The sequence below is a fragment of the Arthrobacter sp. UYCu511 genome, from assembly GCF_040547105.1.
Lineage (GTDB): Bacteria > Actinomycetota > Actinomycetes > Actinomycetales > Micrococcaceae > Specibacter > Specibacter psychrochitiniphilus.
In genome coordinates, this window is record NZ_JBEPPB010000015.1 from 21,654 (window position 1) to 40,191 (window position 18,538).

The following is an 18,538-nucleotide window of genomic DNA, read 5'->3' on the forward strand; positions in this document are numbered from 1 at the left end:
TCCTGGTGCCGGGTAAGCAGGCCGGCCTGGTGGGCGCGGAAAAAGCGCCAAGTTAGGTTGTCCTAACCAGTCTAGTTCATTGTGGTAATTGCCAGTCCACGGGGGTGGCACCTTGCGCTAATAGCTGATTGTTGATGCGGCTAAAGGGCTTGGATCCGAAGAAGCCGCGGGATGCGGACAGTGGGCTTGGGTGCGCCGATTCAATCACGGGGGTTCCGGTGAGAAGCGGCGCCAGCCGTTGGGCGTCCTTGCCCCACAGCACGCTCACTAGCGGCTGTTTCCGTGCTGCGAGGATTCTAATAACAGCCTCGGTGACCTCTTCCCACCCACGACGGCGGTGTGAACCTGCCGCTCCTGGCGCCACCGTGAGTACTCTGTTCAGGAGCAGGACGCCTTGACGGGACCAGGCACCCAGATCGCCATGGGTGGCAGGTGGGATGCCCAAGTCAGTGTTCAATTCCTTGAAAATATTGTTCAGGCTCCGAGGCAGCGGATGCGTTGAGCGGTCCACGGAAAACGCCAGACCTACTGAATGCCCCGGTGTGGGGTAGGGATCTTGGCCCACAATCAACACCTTCACCTCGGCCAAGGGGGTGCCCAGGGCGCGCAGCACCTGGGTGGGTAGAGGCAGGAAGCGAGTTCCGGAATCGTACTCATGTTCAAGCATGGCGCCCAAGCTCGCCAAGGTGGCCTCCAAGGAGGCCAATGCTGTGGCCCAATCAGGGGCCATTTGCGTCAGGGGAGCGGATTTCAAGGCGGCAAGGGCCTGCAATTGTGTTCCATCCCAGGGTTCCGGGGCCGGCAGGTCAAAAAGGCTGGGTGCGCTGTCCATGCTCTCCATTGTGGGCCATGGTGGGGGAAGGGGACTTCCTCCACAGCGCCCACTAGCGCCCGGCCCATCCACGCAATCCCAAATGACAGGGCGGTAATTCACCCCTATCATTGACAGAGCGGGCTCATGATTGCTGCCCGAACGGGAGAGCCAAGCGGAAAAGGGACTGTTGTGACTGAAGCGCTCCATCACGAGACTGCTTCCGCAGAGCCCTCCGCAGAAACTACCGCAACGCTGGGGACTCCTGTGGGGCTCAGTGCACGCGAGCAGCAGATGCTGGATCTGGAACGCCAATGGTGGAAGTATGCCGGCGCGAAGGAGCAGGCCATCAGAGAGAAGTTTGAGCTCTCAGCGACCCACTATTATCAAGTTCTGAATGCGTTGATCGACACGGAAGCCGCGCTGGCCTATGACCCCATGCTGGTCAAACGGTTGCGTAGACTACGTTTGTCACGGCAACAGGCCCGTTCCGCACGGCGGCTCGGGAACTAACGCACGCCTTCGCCACCGTACCCACAAGGACCACACTGCACAATGAGTAATTACCCGCGGGATGAATTCGACGCCGTCGAGGAGAACTCGGCACGCCACGGCGTCCACCGGTCTTCGATGGAAGCCCAGGGGCGCTCCTTAATGCCTTTGATGATTGTTGGCGTCGCCGCCTTGTGTGTTGGTCTTCTGGCCTTTTTCATCATGCCGAAAATTCTCGGTAACACCACGCCGCCGCCCCTTGTGGCCAACCAAACCACCGCGGCACCGACACTTGCGCCGACGGCGCCTGCCACCACGGCACCCGCCCCGACCGATTCTGCCACCACGAAGCCTACGGAAACGCCGACGTCAACACCCACAGCTGAAGCAACTCCCGAATCAGTGGTTGATAAGAGCGTTACCGTGGCCATCTTCAACGCCACCGGAGTACCGGGACTTGCCGCACGCTACGCCGGTACAGTCCAGGGCGATGGATGGGTTGTGTCACAGTCCTCCAACTGGGGCGGGCAGCCGCAAAATACATCGGTTATTTTCTACAGCGGCCTCGAGCAGAAGGCCAATGCTGTAGCCCTCGGAGGGCTGCTGAATATCACTGAGTTGGTGGATACTGCAGAACTCGGGCTTCCCCTAGCGGTTGTGTTGGGCCCGGGAGCGTAAGTTTTTTACCCTCTGCAGGCCCGGCGCCAGCTGCAGTGAAGCCCTGCGCCAGCTTCGGGAATGCCCGGCCCAGCCCCTGCCCGGCCGTTCGCCGCAAGCACATAGTGCCGCTCCCGCTTGCACTCTGAGGTACCGAGTGCTAATTATTGAGTTAGCACTCTGAGGTGGTGACTGCTAATTTCTAGCAGTTTCGCTTTCGTCAGGGTAATAACATTTCCTCACATGGCGAGGGTTTGCCGCTGTTGTATCTATATCAGCAGAAGGCGCATCCGTCCGTCGCGGGCGCCGTGCGAGGAATCTTGAAATTGTCTAATGACTGTCCCGAAAGGACTGAAGCCTCCATGGCCAAGCTCATTGCATTTGATGAAGAGGCACGCCGCGGCCTTGAGCGTGGGTTGAACATCCTCGCCGACGCCGTAAAGGTAACCTTGGGCCCGCGCGGGCGCAACGTAGTGCTGGAAAAGAAGTGGGGCGCACCCACAATCACCAACGACGGTGTCTCCATCGCCAAGGAAATTGAACTTGACGATCCTTATGAAAAGATCGGCGCCGAGCTGGTCAAGGAAGTCGCCAAGAAGACTGACGACATTGCAGGCGACGGCACCACCACGGCGACCGTGCTGGCCCAGGCCCTGGTCAAGGAAGGCCTGCGCAACGTAGCTGCCGGCGCCGATCCGCTGTCCCTCAAACGCGGCATCGAGAAGGCTGTTGCAGCCGTCATCAAGGAACTGCTGGCTTCCGCCAAGGAAATCGAGACCAAGGAAGAGATCGCCGCAACAGCGTCCATCTCCGCCGGTGATCCCGAGATTGGTGCCCTCATTGCTACTGCCTTGGACAAGGTAGGCAAGGAAGGCGTCATCACTGTCGAGGAGTCAAACACCTTCGGCCTGGAGCTCCAGCTCACCGAAGGCATGCGCTTCGATAAGGGTTACATTTCCGCTTACTTTGTAACCGACACCGAGCGCCAGGAAACGGTTCTTGAAGATCCGTACATCCTGATCGTGAACTCCAAGATCTCCAGCGTCAAGGACCTTGTTGCAGTTCTGGAAAAGGTTATGGCTTCGAACAAGCCGCTGCTGATCATCGCCGAAGACATTGAAGGCGAAGCACTGGCCACACTGATCGTGAACAAGATCCGTGGCCTGTTCAAGTCCGTTGCCGTCAAGGCTCCGGGCTTCGGCGATCGCCGCAAGGCTCAGCTCTCCGACATTGCCATCCTCACCGGCGGCCAGGTCATCGCTGAAGAAATTGGCCTCAAGCTGGAAAACACCACGCTTGACCTGTTGGGCAAGGCCCGCAAGGTTGTTGTCACCAAGGACGAGACCACCATTGTTGAAGGCGCCGGCGACGCCGAAGCCATCGCAGGTCGCGTTGCACAGATCCGTGCCGAGATCGAAAACTCCGATTCCGACTACGACCGCGAGAAGCTGCAGGAACGTCTGGCCAAGCTGGCCGGCGGCGTTGCAGTCATCAAGGCCGGTGCCGCAACTGAAGTTGAGCTCAAGGAACGCAAGCACCGCATCGAAGACGCAGTGCGCAACGCCAAGGCAGCTGTGGAAGAAGGCATCGTCCCCGGCGGTGGTGTTGCTCTCATCCAGGCCGGCGTTACCGCGTTTGACTCTCTCGAACTGACCGGCGATGAAGCAACAGGCGCCAACATTGTGCGTGTTGCCATTGACGCTCCCTTGAAGCAGATTGCCCTCAACGCAGGCATGGAGCCTGGCGTAGTGGTGGACAAGGTCCGCTCACTGCCCAACGGCCACGGTCTGAACGCTGCAACCGGCGTGTACGAGGACCTGCTGGCTGCTGGCGTTAGCGACCCGGTAAAGGTAACCCGCTCTGCCCTACAGAACGCGGCTTCCATTGCTGCACTGTTCCTCACCACTGAAGCAGTCATTGCCGACAAGCCTGAGAAGGCTGTCCCGGCTGGCGGCGGCGACGACATGGGCGGAATGGGCGGCTTCTAACCCACCGTCTTATCGCTCAAGTAAAAACACCCCTGCCCCGCGGGCAGTACGATTTCGCAAAAAGCATGCGAAATCCATCCCCGCTACAGGCAGGGGTGTTTTTTCTTTCCCTGACGGCGGGGTGTTGGCGCCCCTTTGGTGCCTGAGTGTCGGTGGAGTCTGAAAGTATGTAACACATGACAATTGTTGCTGCCGCCGATGGTTCGGCTCTAGGAAACCCCGGTCCGGCTGGCTGGGCATGGTATGTGAATGACAACTGCTGGCGTGCTGGTGGTTGGGACCACGGCACCAACAACATGGGTGAGCTCATGGCAGTCCTTGACCTCTTCAAATCCACGGCACACATGCCGGAGGAACCACTGCACATCCTGTGCGACAGTCAGTACGTGATCAACAGCGTCACCAAGTGGATGCCAGGTTGGAAGCGCAAAGGCTGGCGAAAATCGGACGGCAAGCCCGTTCTGAACCTGGACCTTCTCAAGGAGATTGATGCCGCGCTTGTTGGCCGCAAATTCACCTTTGAGTGGGTCAAAGGCCATGCCGGGCATGAGCTGAACGAGGCCGCTGATGACCGCGCACGGGACGCAGCCACCGCACACCAGGCCAAACGTTCCCCCAACGCCGGGCCCGGATTCCCCGGCGCGAACCTTGGTGCTAACCCTGCCGCTATTCCTGCCGCCAACTCTGCTTGCTCAGGGTCGGGGCAGCCTGCAGGGCAAGCACAACCGGACCTGTTCTCCATGCTGGACGATGAGCCTGATCCCTCGTTCGCGCTCCCAGTTGAGAGCAGCCTGGATGTTGTGCGCGAGCTCGAGCAGGAACTACTTGACCCGAGTGTCCGCTCCAATCCGCTCCGTTTAGCGGAGCTGTTGCACCCCGACTTTGAAGAGATTGGTGCCTCCGGAAGCCTGCGTTCGCGTGCGGAAACGCTGGAACTACTAGCTGATGAGGTGGCCGCAGACGTTGAAATGGAAGTTCTCAACCTGAACAAGGTGGACGCTGCCACTGCCCTGCTGAGCTACCGCACTCTTTCAACGAATGGAAACACCCTGCGAAGTTCTCTGTGGCAGCTGGATGGCCAACAATGGCGTCTGCGCTTTCATCAAGGGACCACAGAACGGTAGTGCGGATAGCCGGGGCAGTTTTCAGCAGTTGCCCTAGAAGGGGGCCTCGACGCCAGCTTGGGTCTGTATGTACACGCGCCCAGTTGGTGTTGTTGTCTTGGTGACGCCCGGGCTGACATGCTCCACAGTCCACCCTGTATGAGGATCGTCCTTGAGGTGGTGGCAGTAAGGGCAGCGTGGGCGCAGGTTCTCGATGCTGGTTTCTCCGGGCGGCAGTTCGCTGCCATCTGAGGAGTACGTGATTCTGTTGAAGGGGTTCGTGTGGTCCAATTCGCAGGAGCGGGCGGGACGGTCACACCCAATACCGGTACAGACGGGGTCCCTAAACCGAACTTCACGAGCCATGGCTTTTGGCGGTTTTCGTGATTTCCGGCCAATGCTCACCATTATCCCAGTATCCGGGTCGGTGAGGAATCTTCGCCAAAACTTTGCAGTGGCGGCTAGGTGGTTGACATCGTCTACTGGGATGGGGCCGAATCCATCAAGTATCACAGGATCTGCCGACTTCCCCATGAGCCTGTCCGCCGAAACCGTGATATTTAGAATGGCCGGAATTCGATTCCTGAAGTACGGCCCTGCACCGCTCCAGCCTGCGCCGTTCGCCTCTTCGCCAGAACTGTTTGCTCCGGAACTGTTTGCTCCGGAACTGTTCACTCCAGAAGTGTTCGGCGGCGGGGTGGATGAGTGCAGCAGGACTTGGTGCAGCAGATCGATCAGCACATCCGCCCGGTATTCGCTGAGCGAACGAGATGGACGCCCTGTGGGAGTGATTCCATGGCTATCCTCACCGTTCAGCTTGGCTGACCGTGCCCACTCATCGAGCGAGTTAAACAGTAGGGTGGCATCAGTGGCTGGCAAGCGTGCTCCCAGGAGGGCCATGCCATCTGGCAACGGCGTGAGCCAAACATCCCTGCCAGTGCGTGCCCTGCGATGACGTTCTGAAATGGGCTCTGGATTGTGACGTTCGGCGAGCCCGCGAACTTTTCGCGTCAGCGCGTTGGGATTGCTGTTCATGGCTTGGTTGAGAAATTTGGATTCCAGTTCGTGGAGAATTTCCGGGGGAGTGTTCTGGCATCCCCTGATCACTGAGCGGACCCTGCGGATGTCCAGCGAGCCTTGATCAAATTCTGCGAAGGTATCAGGCAGGTGCCGGGTCAGAAGCTCAGCGTCGGTAATGAGCCGTTCAGCGGCGCCGGTGCTGATAGCAAACATGGCCATGAGCTCTGCCGCCGCATAACGGGAGCGGTCCGGGTGCTTCTCGGGTGGTTCTTCGCCGCACACAGGCGGTCGACGTGTGGAAAACTCATTGATGGCCGCCGACTGCCGGGCCATGGACCAGGAGGCCTGACGCTCCGTGGCCTGAATGTAGGTGAGGAGTTCTTCGTCCGAGAGTTTCGCGGGATCCAAGCCAGCCAATGCTGCCGCACCCAGCTCGGGTGTCCACTGAACGTAGTGAGCTTGCTCTTCAGCCGTTAGGGTGGGGAGCAGCCGCTGAACACGTTTGCTCCCACCATAAACAGCCACCCTCAGTGGGGGTGGCATAATCAGTGGCTCGGCGAAGCGCAGGACATCGAGGTACTTCCGCGCCATGCCTGCTGGCAGTGGATTGGCTGCCAGCGGATTGTCTGCCAGTGGTTCGCCAGCCCGTGGTTCGCCAGCCAGTGGATTGTACGGCAGCCGATTGTCTTGGAGCGCGGGGTCGTATCCTTCAAATCCTTCACCAAATCCTTCACCGCAGCTTTCAGCGCCTCCGAAGCTGGCTGCAGATTCTCGCCGGGCTTGTTCTGCCACCGCGTCGAAGAACATTTCTTCATCGATCAGACCATCGTCAGCACCTTCTGGAAGATCTGGAAGATCGGAGAAAAAAAGATCCTGGTGTTGGTTCCCGGAGGAGGGTTCTACGGGGAAGTGGAAGGCCGTGGAGAAGTAATTCTCGAGAGCCTTCTCGAGATTGACTCCTGAAACTGACGGTCCGGAAAGGTTGGATTCCTCTGAAGATCCGGGCCAATTGGCCGTGCCCATACCATAATTATATATGAATCTATACCATATGGATAGAATTTTCTAATATATAGTTTCTATATTTGAAGCTGGTTGGGCCAACCCAACCCAACCCAGCCCAACCCGTCCCAACCCAACCAGCCCTGACAGCTCAGCGAATGGTGAACATGCGGGTGTTGGCCGCCTCAGCTTGAGCGTACTGAGTTGCAGCCATGGACAGTGCGGAGTTGATGCTTTCCAAAGATGCTTCCACCTTTAGCTCGGTGGCGTGCCATTCCGTCATGAGCGACTGAAAGTTGGTGGCCGCTGTCCCTGTCCATGATGACTGCAGATCCAGGAGGTTGCGCTTCATGGCGTCTACCTCGGTCCGGATTCGTTCCACTGAGCCTTTGACTGCGGTGCTTTTCAGGGCGAGATCGTCACTGTTGACGTTGAACTGTGCCATGGGGGTTACCTTGCCTTCAAACCTAGGGCTTGTGCCTATGTCCAGCGAATGTCACTGGGTAAGCTCAGCCTAAGAGGCGCACTGGGGCAGCGGAACACTGGATGCCCGGCCCGTGGACAGGCTCGCCCCTGCTCTAGTCTGTGGAGGAATCAGCGTCAGTGCTGTCTTCCCTAAAGGGCAGCTCAATCGCCATGGTGGCCCCTCCGCCGGGGGTGTTTTCCAACCTGACAGTTCCCTCATGGGACGCCACGATGGCTGAAACAATGGCCAAGCCGAGTCCGCTGCCGCCGGTGTTCCGATCGCGTGAGGAATCCGCGCGGTAGAACCGTTCAAACACCCGAGGAGCTTCTTCGGCTGAGATGCCGGGGCCATGATCGCGAATCTTGATCACAGAATACTGGGCCTCACCATCGTGGCGGGTCCCGACCATGATCTCGATGGGGGAGCCATCGGGGGTGTAGCGCAGCGCATTGCCCATCAGGTTCGTCACCACCTGACGCAATTTCGCCTCGTCTCCCACCGCAGTGGCAGGGGTTCCGGGGCCGCCGTCGAGCCCGGTGACTCTAAAGGTACGGTCCGTGGCTGTGGCCTTGGCGTCCAGGACGGCGTCGTGGCCAATGATAAGCAGGTCCACGGGCTTGAGCTGCAGCGGACGCTGCTCGTCAATGCGGGCCAGCATCAGCAGGTCCTCGACCAGCTCGCCCATGCGCTTGGCCTCGCTTTCAATACGGCCCATGGCTGTGCCGACATCGTCCGGGGTCTGAAGGGCGCCGTGCCGGTACAGCTCGGAGAAGCCGCGAATAGTGACTAAGGGGGTGCGCAGTTCATGGGAAGCATCAGCCACAAAGCGGCGCATCTTCTTTTCTGACGCTGTCTGTGCAGCAAAAGCATGTTCAATATGGGCCAGCATGGCGTTCAGGGAGCCGGATAGCCGGCCCACTTCCGTGGCGGGATTCTCAATATCCACGCGCCGGGACAGATCGCCAGCAGCAATGGCCGCGGCCGTCTTTTCCACGCGCCCCAGCGGTCTGAAGGAGCGGGTGACCGTCCAATAGGCGATCATGGTGCCCAAGGTGACGGCCAGGATGGCAACCCCGGCAATGACCACGGCCAAGCGCTCCATGGTGATGTTGAGGTTTTCGTAGGGAAGCCCCACCACCACATAACCCACATAGGGAGTGCCTCCCTGATTCATTTCCACCGTGCCAAAGCTGAACTTCTGAGGGGCAATAACAGTCACCCGCCACGGAGCTCCGCCATCGCTGCTCGGGACCGAAAACTTCTTACCATTGAGGGCCTGTGCCTCGGCCATGGATAGGCCCGGGTAGACCGGCTTGTCCTGCCCTGAACGGTTTTGATCAGCCAGCGAACCATTGGAAAAGTGGAAACCCACATAGTAGTCAAAGGCAAACGGGGTCTGTCCGGTATTCTGCGAATCCACGGTTCCGTAGCCCACAATGGAGCGCTGGAAAGTGGTCAGCTGCGTGTCCATCTGGTCTTCCAGAAAGGAATGCAGCAAAAGAAACGTTGTGGCTCCCAGCGCCAACAAAGACACACTCAACAGGGCGCTGATGATGGCCACCAGCTGTGAGCGCAGGGAGGCGTTTTTCCACAACGTAATCAATGGACTGGGTGTGCGTTAGCGCTTGTCAGCCGTTCGCAGCACGTACCCCACGCCGCGCTTGGTCTGAATCAGGGCGGGGAGGGAGGCATCAATATCCACCTTGCGGCGAAGATAGGAAATGTAGGATTCCACAATGGAGGCGTCGCCGTTGAAATCGTACTCCCATACGTGGTCAAGGATCTGGGCCTTGGACAGCACACGGTTGGGGTTCAGCATCAAATAACGCAGCAGCTTGAACTCGGTGGGGGACAGTTCCACGGTCTTGCCGGCGCGGCGCACCTCGTGGGCATCGTCGTCGAGCTCCAGATCGGCAACGCGCAGTACCGCGTCATCGTCCTCCGTGGGCTGGGTGCGGCGCAGAACCGCACGGATGCGGGCCACCACCTCATCCAAACTGAAGGGCTTGGTGACGTAATCATCGCCGCCAACTGTCAGGCCGGTGACCTTATCTTCGGTGTCATCGCGGGCCGTCAAAAACAGCACAGGGAAGTGCCGCCCGGCTGCACGCAACCGGCGGGTCACGGTGAATCCGTCCATGTCCGGGAGCATGACATCCAGAACGGCCAGGTCAGGATTGTGCTCCTCAGCAGCAGCCAAGGCATCGCGGCCATTGGCGGCGGCGATAACCTCAAACCCGGCGAAACGCAGGGAAGTGGATAGGAGCTCACGAATATTGGGCTCGTCGTCAACAACGAGCAGCTTGGCTTCAGGTCCAGTCTTTTTCACCATTTCAGTCTCCGACCATTAGCTGGGAATACGCTGGATATTCCGTGGGTATGTACTGTCAGCTTACGCCCAGTTAGTTCCCAGCTGCTAGTAGGGAACCCGAAAGATCTCTTGATGTTTTCCAGCCGGCGCCGTTTTCGGCAGCACCAGACGCTTGCGGAACGCCGTATCCCCAGTCTCCTCACACCAGCGCAATAGCTCCGTCCGCATCCGTTCGAGCTCCGGCGCGAAGGCATTTTCCGCGGCCAGGTTGCGCTGCTCTTGCGGATCGGCGGCCAGATCATGGAGCTGCTCGCGGTATTGTCCCCACCCGTATACCGTGTATTTCCAGTGCCCCAGGATGAGCGCCCGGCCCGATGTTCGTGCACCGGGCAATGCTGCTGCGTCCGCGAACGCTGTTTCCACCACCACCGGATTCCCGTCCCGCTGCAGTGCTGATGGTGCGGCGAGGCCCTCCGGCACCTGTATTCCCGCGATTTCGCACAGCGTAGGTAGCAGCCCCAGCACGGCTGCCACAGGCTCAGTGACCACCGCTGCGGGCCGCCCTGGCACCTGCACCAGAAATGGCACCTTAATGCATTCCTGGTACAGGGCAGTCTTTTGGTTCCAGCCGTGCGACGCGTCGCCGTCACCGTGGTCACTGACAAATATGACGGAGGTACTCGCCACATCAATCCCGTCCAGCAGCTGCCCAATGCGTTGGTCAACGCGCTGAACCAGTGCGGCATAGGTGGCGCGGTAGCTGCGCCAGTCATCGGGACTGAATCCAGCCGTGCCGTAGAGACGTGCCGCTGCAACCTGTTCCATGGCTGGTGCCTCAGAGGCGTAGGGCGCCTTATAGAAGTTCGCCGGCAGCGGGGGAGCCTCAGCAACGGCGGCGGCTGGCACATCCCCGTAAGGCATGGGCTGAGAACGGGCGTATTCGCAAATGGTGTGAGGATCGTCAAAGGATGCCACCAGTAGGAACGGGCGTTCGCCACTACGCTGCCCCAGCCAGTCATGGCACGCCTCCACCAGACCCTCGTCGCCGAAGGGGTGGATGGGGGCAAAGCCGTCATTCACGGAAGCGCTGGCCTGGAGGGCATGCCATTTGCCTGCGTAGGCACAGTCATAGCCCGCCGCGGTGAACCAATGGCCAAGTGACTGTGAACCGTGGCCAGGCTCGGAGCGCGGAGCAGCATCTGCAGACTTATTGTTCATGATGCCCAGCTGGTGCGGATATTTTCCGGTAATCATGGAGCTGCGGGCCGGCACGCACAGCGGAAACGGCGTGTAGGCCTGGGTAAAAACCGTGGAGACAGACGCTAACCGGTCAAGGTTGGGCGTTTTGAAATGCGCGTCGGTGGAACGGCTGCGTGCCAGTGCGTGGGCAGCAAACTGGTCGGCCATGATGAGAAGGATGTTCATAGTTGCACTCCCAACGTAGTGTTTGCCAATACTTTCAGTGCTTGGTCGCCGTTCCATGACTGGCCCGCCGCTGCCAAGGCGTTTGAAAGGCTCCCCGCCCAGTGCCGGATTGCGGAGGGATCGGTGATGTTCTCTAATTCGAATGGATCTCCGGCCAGATCAAACAGCTCTGTGGACAGCCCGGAGGCTGGCTGGAAACGGGCAATGAACTTGGTGGAGGCTGTGCGCAACCCCCGGATATCTACATCGGAACTGTTGCGCGGGTAGTAGAAATACAAGGACGACGGCGAACCCAGATTCCCAGCTTCACCCCCCTGAGCGCCACCCCCTTGGGCCCCGCCACCGTGGGCGAGTAACGCAGGCGAGACATCGGTGCCGTGCATTGCTGCGGGGACTTGCTCGCCCAGTCCGAGCAGTCCCAACAGAGTAGGTGCTATGTCCACACTGGATATCCCCACACTGTCCGCGGCAGAGGAGGTCAGGCACCCGGGCCAGCGCATGACCCACGGTATCCGCATGGACTCTTCGTACGGCACGTTCTTGTAGATAAGGCCCTGGCTCCCCATTTGCTGGCCGTGGTCCGAGGTAAAAATGACGAGTGTGTCCTGCGCCAGATGCAGAGCGTCCAGGGTTGCCAGCAACCGTCCCACCTGCGCATCGATGGCAGAAACGGCTGCGTAATAGAGGGGTGCAATAGTGGCGGCCTCGCGCCCGGCGGGGGAGTCGAGGTCCACGTTGGGACGGTTCAATAGCTCTGCGGGGGGAAGGGCGCCGTAGCTGGTGTTGTGCACCAGCGGCAGCTGATCGTAGGGCTGGTGCGGTGGGTTCCAGGAAACAGCCAAGGCAAAGGGCGTCCGGTCCGCATCCCCGGAGGCCATGGATGCGGCGCGTTCTAGAAAGCCAATGGCCACGTCCGTTTCATGGGCGGCTGACCACCCGGCGACGTTAGTGCGCTGGTGCCGTCCGGCGTCGGAGGTCCAATAGTGAGGGGTGAGGTGCTCATCGCAACAGCCGTAGGAATACCAAAAATCAAAGCCGTGGCGGCGATCCGGCGGCGACCAAGCATCCCAGTACCGCCCATCTTCCAGCGGACCGGTGCCGTGGATGGCATCCTCGGGCACCGGGGCCTCCAAATGCCACTTACCAATGTAGCCGGTGTTATATCCGGCATCCCTGAGTGCCGAAGCCCACGAGGGGGCATCCGGGCGTAAGCCAACGCCCCAAGTGGCGGTCTGCGAGTTCACATTGTGGGTGACCCCGTTCGCGTCCGGATATTGCCCACTGATCATCATGGCCCGGTGCGGACTACACACCGGGTAGCTGCTGACAGCGTGGGCCAGGGATACGCCGTCGGAGGCCATGGCATCCAAATTAGGGGTGGAAACAGGGTCGCCGCCCGGCTCCAGGCACATGGCCCGGAACTGGTCGGCGACAATGAACAGCAGGTTGGGAGTGGGCACTACTTGCCCATTCCCAAGGTCAGGCCCTCCGTGAGCCGGCGTCCCAGCCAGATGTAGATGGCCAGCATGGGCAGGACTACGATGCAGAGGCCGGCGAAGAGTCCGCCCCAATCAGCACCTGAATAGGTTTGCTGCTGCACAAAGGAAATCAACGCAACGGGCAGGGTGTACTTTTCGGTGGACTGGATCAGTGTCAGCGCCAGTAGCGTTTCATTCCAGTGCGCTACCACCTGCAGAACAAATGCGGTCAGGATGCCTCCCTTGGCCAGTGGGAGGGTGATCTGGACGAAGGTGCGCAGGGCAGTGGCGCCGTCGAGAGCGGCGGCCTCCTCCATCTCCATGGGCAGGCTGCGGAAGAACGCCGTTAGCAGGAATACGGTGAACGGCATGGAACCGGCAATGTAGACCAAGTTCAGCCCAATCAGGCTGTCCGTCAGGTAAACCTTGTTCAGCATCACGAACAGCGGGATCAAGATGACCTGCGCCGGGATACCCAAGCCAAGGATGAAGTACAGGCTCAGCCCGTTGGTCAGGCGGCTTTCCACACGGCTGAGGTAGTACGCAGCGGGTGCTGCCAGAGCCACCGTTATAAACGAGGACACAGCAGTGGTGATGACAGAATTGAACGTTGCTGTGGCAAAGTCACCAACAGTCCAGGCCCGCACGAAGTTGGAGAAGTCTAGGCTTTCCGGCATTCCCCAAGGGCTGGAGAGGATAGAACGGGTGTCGCGGAATGCCTGCAGGACCATCCACAGCAGCATGGCGATGCTGACGGCAACCACAGCCCACAACAAGAACACGCCGATGCTGCGGATGATGTTGCTTTCAGCGCGCAGGGCCGGGCTGACGCCGCGGTAGTTCTTGCTGCGCTTCTTCCCGGGCGTATCGGTGCGTGAATCCGGTGCCTGATTCGGTACCTGGTCGGGTGCGGTGAGAGTAGACATGGGCTGATCCTTAGAATTCAACGGCGTCACGGCGCATAGCGCGGCGCAGGAACACCACGAGGACGGATACCAAGGCCAAAGAGATGATGGCCGAGGCGGTGGCCGCCCCATAGGCAGGTGTGGACTGGCCGGAAAAGGCCGTGACGTAGGTGTACACGGCGGTGGTCCAGCTCTGTGTGGGTGGAATACCGGCACCGCTGCTGCCGCCGAATACCCAGATGATCTCAAAGATCTTCACGGAGGAGATGGTCCACAGCACAGCGCAGGTGCCAAACACGTCCCAGGTTAGGGGCAGAATCACATACCTCAGACGCTGCCATGCATTGGCGCCGGCCAGGGCGCAATCCTCGTAGTAGTAAGGAGGAATGCGATCTACACCAGCCATCAAGATGGTGGTGAAATAACCGGTGGTGGTGGCCACCAGTGTGGCCATGATGAGCGGGAAGATGTTGTCTTGGGCCAGCCAAGCGGGTGGTTCAGTGACACCAAAAGGCTTCAGTAGAGTGTTGACCATGCCGCCCGGGTTGAAGATGAAGCCGGCCAGTACGCCGAAAACGAGGGCATTGATCAGGTGCGGGAAGAAGATGACGTTGCGGACAATCTTTTTCCCGGCCATATCCCGCAGCACCAACGTCATGGCGAAGGCAAGGATGAAGATGGCAGCACCAACCACGAACAACAGCAGGAGTGTGTTGCCAAAGGACTTCATAAACAGATCGTCTTGGAATACCCTGATGTAGTTCTTCACACCTACAAACTTCATGGGGCCGGAGCCGGCCCATTCATGCAAGCTGATCCAGGCCGCGCCGATGGCGGGAATAATGAACAGAAGCGTGTAGACAATGAAGGCGGGGCCAACAAACGGTACAAGAAGCTTGCGCCGCTGACGGTCAATGCTGCTGCCACCCTGCCCCCTCTCCACGGCTGCTGCCGCGGAAAGGGAGCGGCGGGTTGTGGTGCGTGACATTAGCTGTTGTCCTTCCAGTACTGAACCGTTGCGGTTTTCATCTTTTGGACGAATTCTCCAGCGTTGATCTTGCCAAGGAACAGCTCATCGTTGATGGGCCAGAAGACTTTCTCAACGTAGCCGGGGGCCGTGACGCCGTCGTTCTGTAGGTAGATTTCTTTGGCCCCGTCAATGGACTTCTTCACAGATGCCATTTCCGGAGAGGTGGCTGCATCGGTGCGGATAGGCAGGACTTTAGCTTCGGTGCCGTAGGCGTCCTGGTAGTCCTTCTTCAGCAAGAAGGTGGCCAGTTTCTGAGCCAGTTCCGGGTTCTTGGCTTTTTTGGGAATGGCCCAACCGCCAAAGTCTGCGCGTACCGATGCTGGTTGTCCGGCTTCGGCAGGGAATGGAAAGGATGAGAATTTGAAACCTTCGGAAGCGTAAGTACCTGTTTCCGTCGGGATCCAGGAACCGTTGAGCATGAGCTCGGCTCCACCCGTGGCCCAAACCTGCTGCTGGGCAGGCCACTTGCTGGCGTTATAGCCCTTGATCAGATAATCGCCCTTGACAACTTGTTCAACCCTCTTGGCTGCGGCCAAGACATTCGGAGCATCCCAAGCGGCGCCTGTCTTATCCTGGACCACCTTCGCGAAGGAGCCTGCTCCGTCGGTGCGCACCAGTGCGGTGGTGAACCACATGGAGTTGTAGCCGCCAATGTCGCCGTCGGCTGCCAGCGGAACCTTGCCCTCTGCCTTGTACTTATCTAATAGTGCAATGAAGTCATCCCATGATGCCGGCGGAGCGGTCTCCAGCTCGGGGTGCTGCGCTGCGTCAAACCAGAAACCATCCGATGTGAGGCTGTAGGGCAGCATCCAGGGCGTCCCGTCAGCATCGAGAATGTTGTTCGCAGTAAGGTACTTTTTCGGAATCAGATCGGAAACTTTGGTGCCCTCAACCTCAGCGGCATAAGCATCGCCCAAGGGAAGAGCCTGTCCGGTGTCGCCCAGAATAGGGGCCAGCTTGGCGTAGGAGCCATCAACAATGTCAGGGACATTGTTGGTATTCAGAGCGGGGACGAGCTTTTGGACGTTGGAACGTCCCTGCCACTGGACGTTGACAGTTGCGCCTGTTTCAGCTTCAAAATCCTTAATGGCGCGGGCAATAATCAGTTGCTGCTGCTCGCCCTCTTTCCACATGGACCAGTACGACAATGTACCGCCCTCTGTGCCGCCATCTCCTGGTGAACCGTTGGTGCCGCCACCACAGGCGGAGAGTGCCAAGGCTGCGCCGGCCATCACGGCCAGTGTCCGTGCAAAACGGAATTTGGTTGTCATTGCGTACACCCTTGCTAGAAGTAATTGTGCCCTGCGTGGAGTTGTGCTCTGCGTCACGGGCCAGTGAGAATACTCAAACAGTGAGTAAAGATAGGATTCAATGAGTACTTAGAGTTATCTTTATCTTAGTTTTACCGCTACCCTCAAGGCGTTGACCCATAACTCGCGCATTTAATGGGTAGTGACGCAAAGGTGCGGTGCAGGCTACAAGAGGAATATGCAAAGTACTCATATATTCCTCTCTTATACCTTTGGCAGACTCAAGCGCAGCAGTAGCTGGAGAGGGAACATTGAAGAACACATCACAGGGTAAAAAGATTCGGGACGCGGACACCAGAGAGCTGAAATTTCAAGCTCTGGCGGGCGATCTGCGCCGCGGCATACTGGCTGGGACCTGGGCCGTGGGTGCCAAGTTGCCCACCGAGGCTCAGCTGGCGGCCGAGACCGGCATGTCTCTGACCACTGTGCGCCGGGCCTATGAGGAACTGGAAACGGAACGGTTCGTAGTACGGCGCCAAGGCGCAGGTAGCTTTGTAGCTGAGCGCCAGCCTGCCCGGCGACCTTCTCGCTTTACGGTGGGTGTTCTCCTGCCAGACACTCAGCTCTATTACCCACGGGTGCTGCAAGGCATTGAGGAAACGCTCTCAAGCCACGATGTCAGCTTGCGCTTGGCTACCTACAACTATGATCCTGCGCGGGAAGATTCAAGTATCCAATTCCTGATCGACTCTGGGGTTGACGGGCTGATCCTGGTGCCCACACTGGCAGGGATTGCGGATCCGAAACAGCGGGTGCGTGAATTGAGTTCGCTCAATGTCCCGGTGGTTTTGCTCGAGCGTAGTCTGATGGATTTGGGCCCAGGGGATAGGACTGAGCATGTTTGCTCGGACCATCAAGGTGGTGCATACGACGCCGTCACCCACCTTTTGGAGTTGGGGCACCCAACGGTTTCCCTCCTGACCAGATCCAACACGCCAACCGAGGCAGCCATTGTGGAAGGTTATAAGCGTGCGGCGGCAGATCTGGGCTTCACTCCTCTGGTGCGCCGGGCGTTGAAGTCGGAGTGGGAATCAGGGGCGGCGGAGCAACTCCTCCAAGAAGTACTCTCCAGCGGTTCAACAGCGGCCTTGGTCTTTGGTGATAGGGAGGCGGCCTTGCTTGAAGCGGCGGCTAGGCGGGCAGGGGTGGCAATCCCGCATGACTTGGCTTTGGTTTCTTATGATGATGAGCTCGCTGATTTGGCTGAAGTTCCCCTGACAGCGGTTGCACCGGCCAAGCATCGGATGGGAAAGATGGCGGCTGAAATCTTGCTGCGCCGACTGGTAGAAGGTGACGACTGCCCCGTCCATCAGGTACGGCTGCGGCCCAGGCTGGTTATCAGGGACTCCTGTGGAGCTAAACACGGCGCTGACACACGCGCCCACAAACTACAACAACGCTAATGAAAGAGAGTCAATCATGCGCTTGGGAATTATTGGGGCAGGTGCGGTGGCCGGATTTCATGCACAAGGAATTGCGGACATTGCGGGGCTAACCCTCACCGCGGTCTGTGACCTGAACGCGGAAACTGCCGGCAACGTTGCCCAACCCTGGGGGGCGAGCGTCTACACCGACTATCAGGAAATGTTCACTGGGGGGGTGGTGGACGCGGTTGTTATTAACACCCCGCACAGCCTGCACAAGGACATGGTGGTGGCTGCCGCATCCCATGGCGTGCACGTGCTGGTGGAAAAGCCTATGGCCACCACGCTTGAGGACGCCAAGATTATGGAGGCGGCCTGCGAGGCAGCCGGGGTAGTCATGGTGGTGGGGATGATCCAGCACTTCATGGCTGAAAAGCTGGCCCTCATGGCGGCGCTTCAGAGCGGTGTCCTGGGCCGGGTGCTGATGATCCACGATTACCGAAGCACCGACTACCGTCCAGGGTCCCGCCCAGACTGGTTCTTTGATAAAGCTGTTTCCGGCGGCGGCGCCTTTATCAACATCGGTGCACACTGCCTGGACCGGAGTTTGTGGATTGGCGGTGCGCCCGCCGTGCGGATCACCTCGAGCACGTTGAACCGATTCGGGGCACCCGTTGAAACTGACGGGACCATGGAATTGCGCCTCGCCAATGATGTGCAGCTACGCATCACTATTGTCTCCGACACTCCGGAAAACATCGATGAAGTACTCGTGGTGGGCGAGCGGGGCACCATCACTGCTGATCCACGCAGAGGTACTTTCATGAAGATCGACGGCGTCCGCACAGTCCTGCACACAAGCTCGGCAGATGATATTCAGAATGCCTTCACGGCCCAGCTCGCTGACTTTCACGCTGCCGTGCGCGGGGCTGCGCCAGCCGTCAGTGGCACGCACGCCAAGCACGTGGTCGAGCTGGTGCTGGCCGCCTACGAATCTGCTCAGAGCGGTGAGTCCGTTGAGTTGACACCGGCGTTGGTGCGCTGAGCTTTTCAAGTACGCTGAGCTTTCGCAAATACGGGGTGGAGTGAAGACGGGGCCACCCCGCGAGAAGGGTGTATTTATGCAGCCGTTTCGCGGGTTGGCCCCGTCTTCAGTGGAGCGTGTTATGTCCGGGT

At 59.2% G+C, this 18,538-nt stretch carries 16 protein-coding genes; 6 read left to right on the forward strand and 10 right to left on the reverse strand.

What is annotated here, in order from left to right; translation table 11 throughout:
- Positions 1–76 precede the first annotated feature (76 nt).
- Complete coding sequence (locus tag ABIB48_RS16525; RefSeq protein WP_396334230.1) at positions 77–832, reverse strand: uracil-DNA glycosylase; 756 nt, start codon at positions 830–832, stop codon at positions 77–79.
- A 234-nt stretch (positions 833–1,066) separates the two neighbouring features.
- On the opposite strand from ABIB48_RS16525, the gene ABIB48_RS16530 reads away from it, so the two are divergent.
- The 4 genes from ABIB48_RS16530 to ABIB48_RS16545 all read left to right on the forward strand — a co-directional run bounded on the left by ABIB48_RS16530 (position 1,067) and on the right by ABIB48_RS16545 (position 5,072).
- The gene (locus ABIB48_RS16530) at positions 1,067–1,324 is read left to right on the forward strand and encodes a DUF3263 domain-containing protein (RefSeq protein WP_245932048.1); all 258 of its coding nucleotides are present in this window, start codon (positions 1,067–1,069) and stop codon (positions 1,322–1,324) included.
- Positions 1,325–1,366: 42 nt separating this feature from the next.
- Positions 1,367–1,981 carry a LytR C-terminal domain-containing protein gene (locus tag ABIB48_RS16535; RefSeq protein ID WP_315914344.1) on the forward strand — a complete coding sequence of 205 codons (615 nt, stop codon included), beginning with the start codon at positions 1,367–1,369 and terminating at the stop codon, positions 1,979–1,981.
- 341 nt (positions 1,982–2,322) lie between these two features.
- Positions 2,323–3,948 (forward strand): chaperonin GroEL, encoded by a 1,626-nt coding sequence (gene groL / locus ABIB48_RS16540; RefSeq protein ID WP_354213655.1) that lies wholly within the window; start codon positions 2,323–2,325, stop codon positions 3,946–3,948.
- A gap of 176 nt (positions 3,949–4,124) precedes the next feature.
- Entirely contained in the window at positions 4,125–5,072 is a 948-nt protein-coding gene (locus tag ABIB48_RS16545; RefSeq protein ID WP_354213656.1) for an RNase H family protein, read from the forward strand.
- Between the two features lie 33 nt (positions 5,073–5,105).
- Here the strand turns inward: ABIB48_RS16545 and ABIB48_RS16550 are convergent, their stop codons facing one another.
- From ABIB48_RS16550 to ABIB48_RS16590, 9 genes are all read right to left on the reverse strand, one after another.
- A complete protein-coding gene (locus ABIB48_RS16550) occupies positions 5,106–7,094 on the reverse strand; it encodes an HNH endonuclease signature motif containing protein (RefSeq protein ID WP_354213657.1) in 1,989 nt (662 codons plus the stop codon).
- 130 nt (positions 7,095–7,224) lie between these two features.
- Positions 7,225–7,518 (reverse strand): WXG100 family type VII secretion target, encoded by a 294-nt coding sequence (locus ABIB48_RS16555; protein ID WP_110104856.1) that lies wholly within the window; start codon positions 7,516–7,518, stop codon positions 7,225–7,227.
- Positions 7,519–7,651: 133 nt separating this feature from the next.
- Complete coding sequence (locus ABIB48_RS16560) at positions 7,652–9,142, reverse strand: sensor histidine kinase (protein WP_110104855.1); 1,491 nt, start codon at positions 9,140–9,142, stop codon at positions 7,652–7,654.
- 15 nt (positions 9,143–9,157) lie between these two features.
- Positions 9,158–9,868 carry a response regulator transcription factor gene (locus ABIB48_RS16565; RefSeq protein WP_062294031.1) on the reverse strand — a complete coding sequence of 237 codons (711 nt, stop codon included), beginning with the start codon at positions 9,866–9,868 and terminating at the stop codon, positions 9,158–9,160.
- A gap of 87 nt (positions 9,869–9,955) precedes the next feature.
- Positions 9,956–11,275, reverse strand: coding sequence for a sulfatase family protein (locus tag ABIB48_RS16570; RefSeq protein ID WP_354213658.1), 1,320 nt, complete (start codon positions 11,273–11,275; stop codon positions 9,956–9,958).
- Positions 11,272–12,735: a sulfatase family protein gene (locus tag ABIB48_RS16575; protein WP_354213659.1), complete on the reverse strand. Its 1,464-nt coding sequence runs from the start codon at positions 12,733–12,735 to the stop codon at positions 11,272–11,274. The genes ABIB48_RS16570 and ABIB48_RS16575 overlap by 4 nt, the downstream gene beginning before the upstream one ends.
- The gene (locus ABIB48_RS16580) at positions 12,735–13,679 is read right to left on the reverse strand and encodes a carbohydrate ABC transporter permease (RefSeq protein ID WP_110104852.1); all 945 of its coding nucleotides are present in this window, start codon (positions 13,677–13,679) and stop codon (positions 12,735–12,737) included. The genes ABIB48_RS16575 and ABIB48_RS16580 overlap by 1 nt, the downstream gene beginning before the upstream one ends.
- 10 nt (positions 13,680–13,689) lie before the next feature.
- Entirely contained in the window at positions 13,690–14,646 is a 957-nt protein-coding gene (locus ABIB48_RS16585) for a carbohydrate ABC transporter permease (RefSeq protein ID WP_354213660.1), read from the reverse strand.
- Complete coding sequence (locus tag ABIB48_RS16590; RefSeq protein ID WP_315914338.1) at positions 14,646–15,959, reverse strand: ABC transporter substrate-binding protein; 1,314 nt, start codon at positions 15,957–15,959, stop codon at positions 14,646–14,648. The genes ABIB48_RS16585 and ABIB48_RS16590 overlap by 1 nt, the downstream gene beginning before the upstream one ends.
- 290 nt (positions 15,960–16,249) lie before the next feature.
- Between ABIB48_RS16590 and ABIB48_RS16595 the strand changes: the two genes are divergently transcribed.
- Together ABIB48_RS16595 and ABIB48_RS16600 are read left to right on the forward strand one after the other, a co-directional pair.
- Complete coding sequence (locus tag ABIB48_RS16595) at positions 16,250–17,401, forward strand: GntR family transcriptional regulator (RefSeq protein WP_354213661.1); 1,152 nt, start codon at positions 16,250–16,252, stop codon at positions 17,399–17,401.
- 16 nt (positions 17,402–17,417) lie between these two features.
- On the forward strand, positions 17,418–18,407 hold the full coding sequence (locus ABIB48_RS16600) for a Gfo/Idh/MocA family protein (protein WP_354213662.1): 990 nt from the start codon (positions 17,418–17,420) through the stop codon (positions 18,405–18,407).
- Positions 18,408–18,538: the final 131 nt, after the last annotated feature.

Coding starts and splice junctions, on each gene's coding strand:
- ABIB48_RS16590 (WP_315914338.1), bottom strand. CDS start 15,959: ATGACAACCAAATTCCGTTTTGCACGGACACTGGCCGTGATGGCCGGC.
- ABIB48_RS16525 (WP_396334230.1), bottom strand. CDS start 832: ATGGACAGCGCACCCAGCCTTTTTGACCTGCCGGCCCCGGAACCCTGG.
- ABIB48_RS16550 (WP_354213657.1), bottom strand. CDS start 7,094: ATGGGCACGGCCAATTGGCCCGGATCTTCAGAGGAATCCAACCTTTCC.
- ABIB48_RS16545 (WP_354213656.1), top strand. CDS start 4,125: ATGACAATTGTTGCTGCCGCCGATGGTTCGGCTCTAGGAAACCCCGGT.
- ABIB48_RS16555 (WP_110104856.1), bottom strand. CDS start 7,518: ATGGCACAGTTCAACGTCAACAGTGACGATCTCGCCCTGAAAAGCACC.
- ABIB48_RS16535 (WP_315914344.1), top strand. CDS start 1,367: ATGAGTAATTACCCGCGGGATGAATTCGACGCCGTCGAGGAGAACTCG.
- ABIB48_RS16580 (WP_110104852.1), bottom strand. CDS start 13,679: ATGTCTACTCTCACCGCACCCGACCAGGTACCGAATCAGGCACCGGAT.
- ABIB48_RS16570 (WP_354213658.1), bottom strand. CDS start 11,275: ATGAACATCCTTCTCATCATGGCCGACCAGTTTGCTGCCCACGCACTG.
- groL (WP_354213655.1), top strand. CDS start 2,323: ATGGCCAAGCTCATTGCATTTGATGAAGAGGCACGCCGCGGCCTTGAG.
- ABIB48_RS16585 (WP_354213660.1), bottom strand. CDS start 14,646: ATGTCACGCACCACAACCCGCCGCTCCCTTTCCGCGGCAGCAGCCGTG.
- ABIB48_RS16600 (WP_354213662.1), top strand. CDS start 17,418: ATGCGCTTGGGAATTATTGGGGCAGGTGCGGTGGCCGGATTTCATGCA.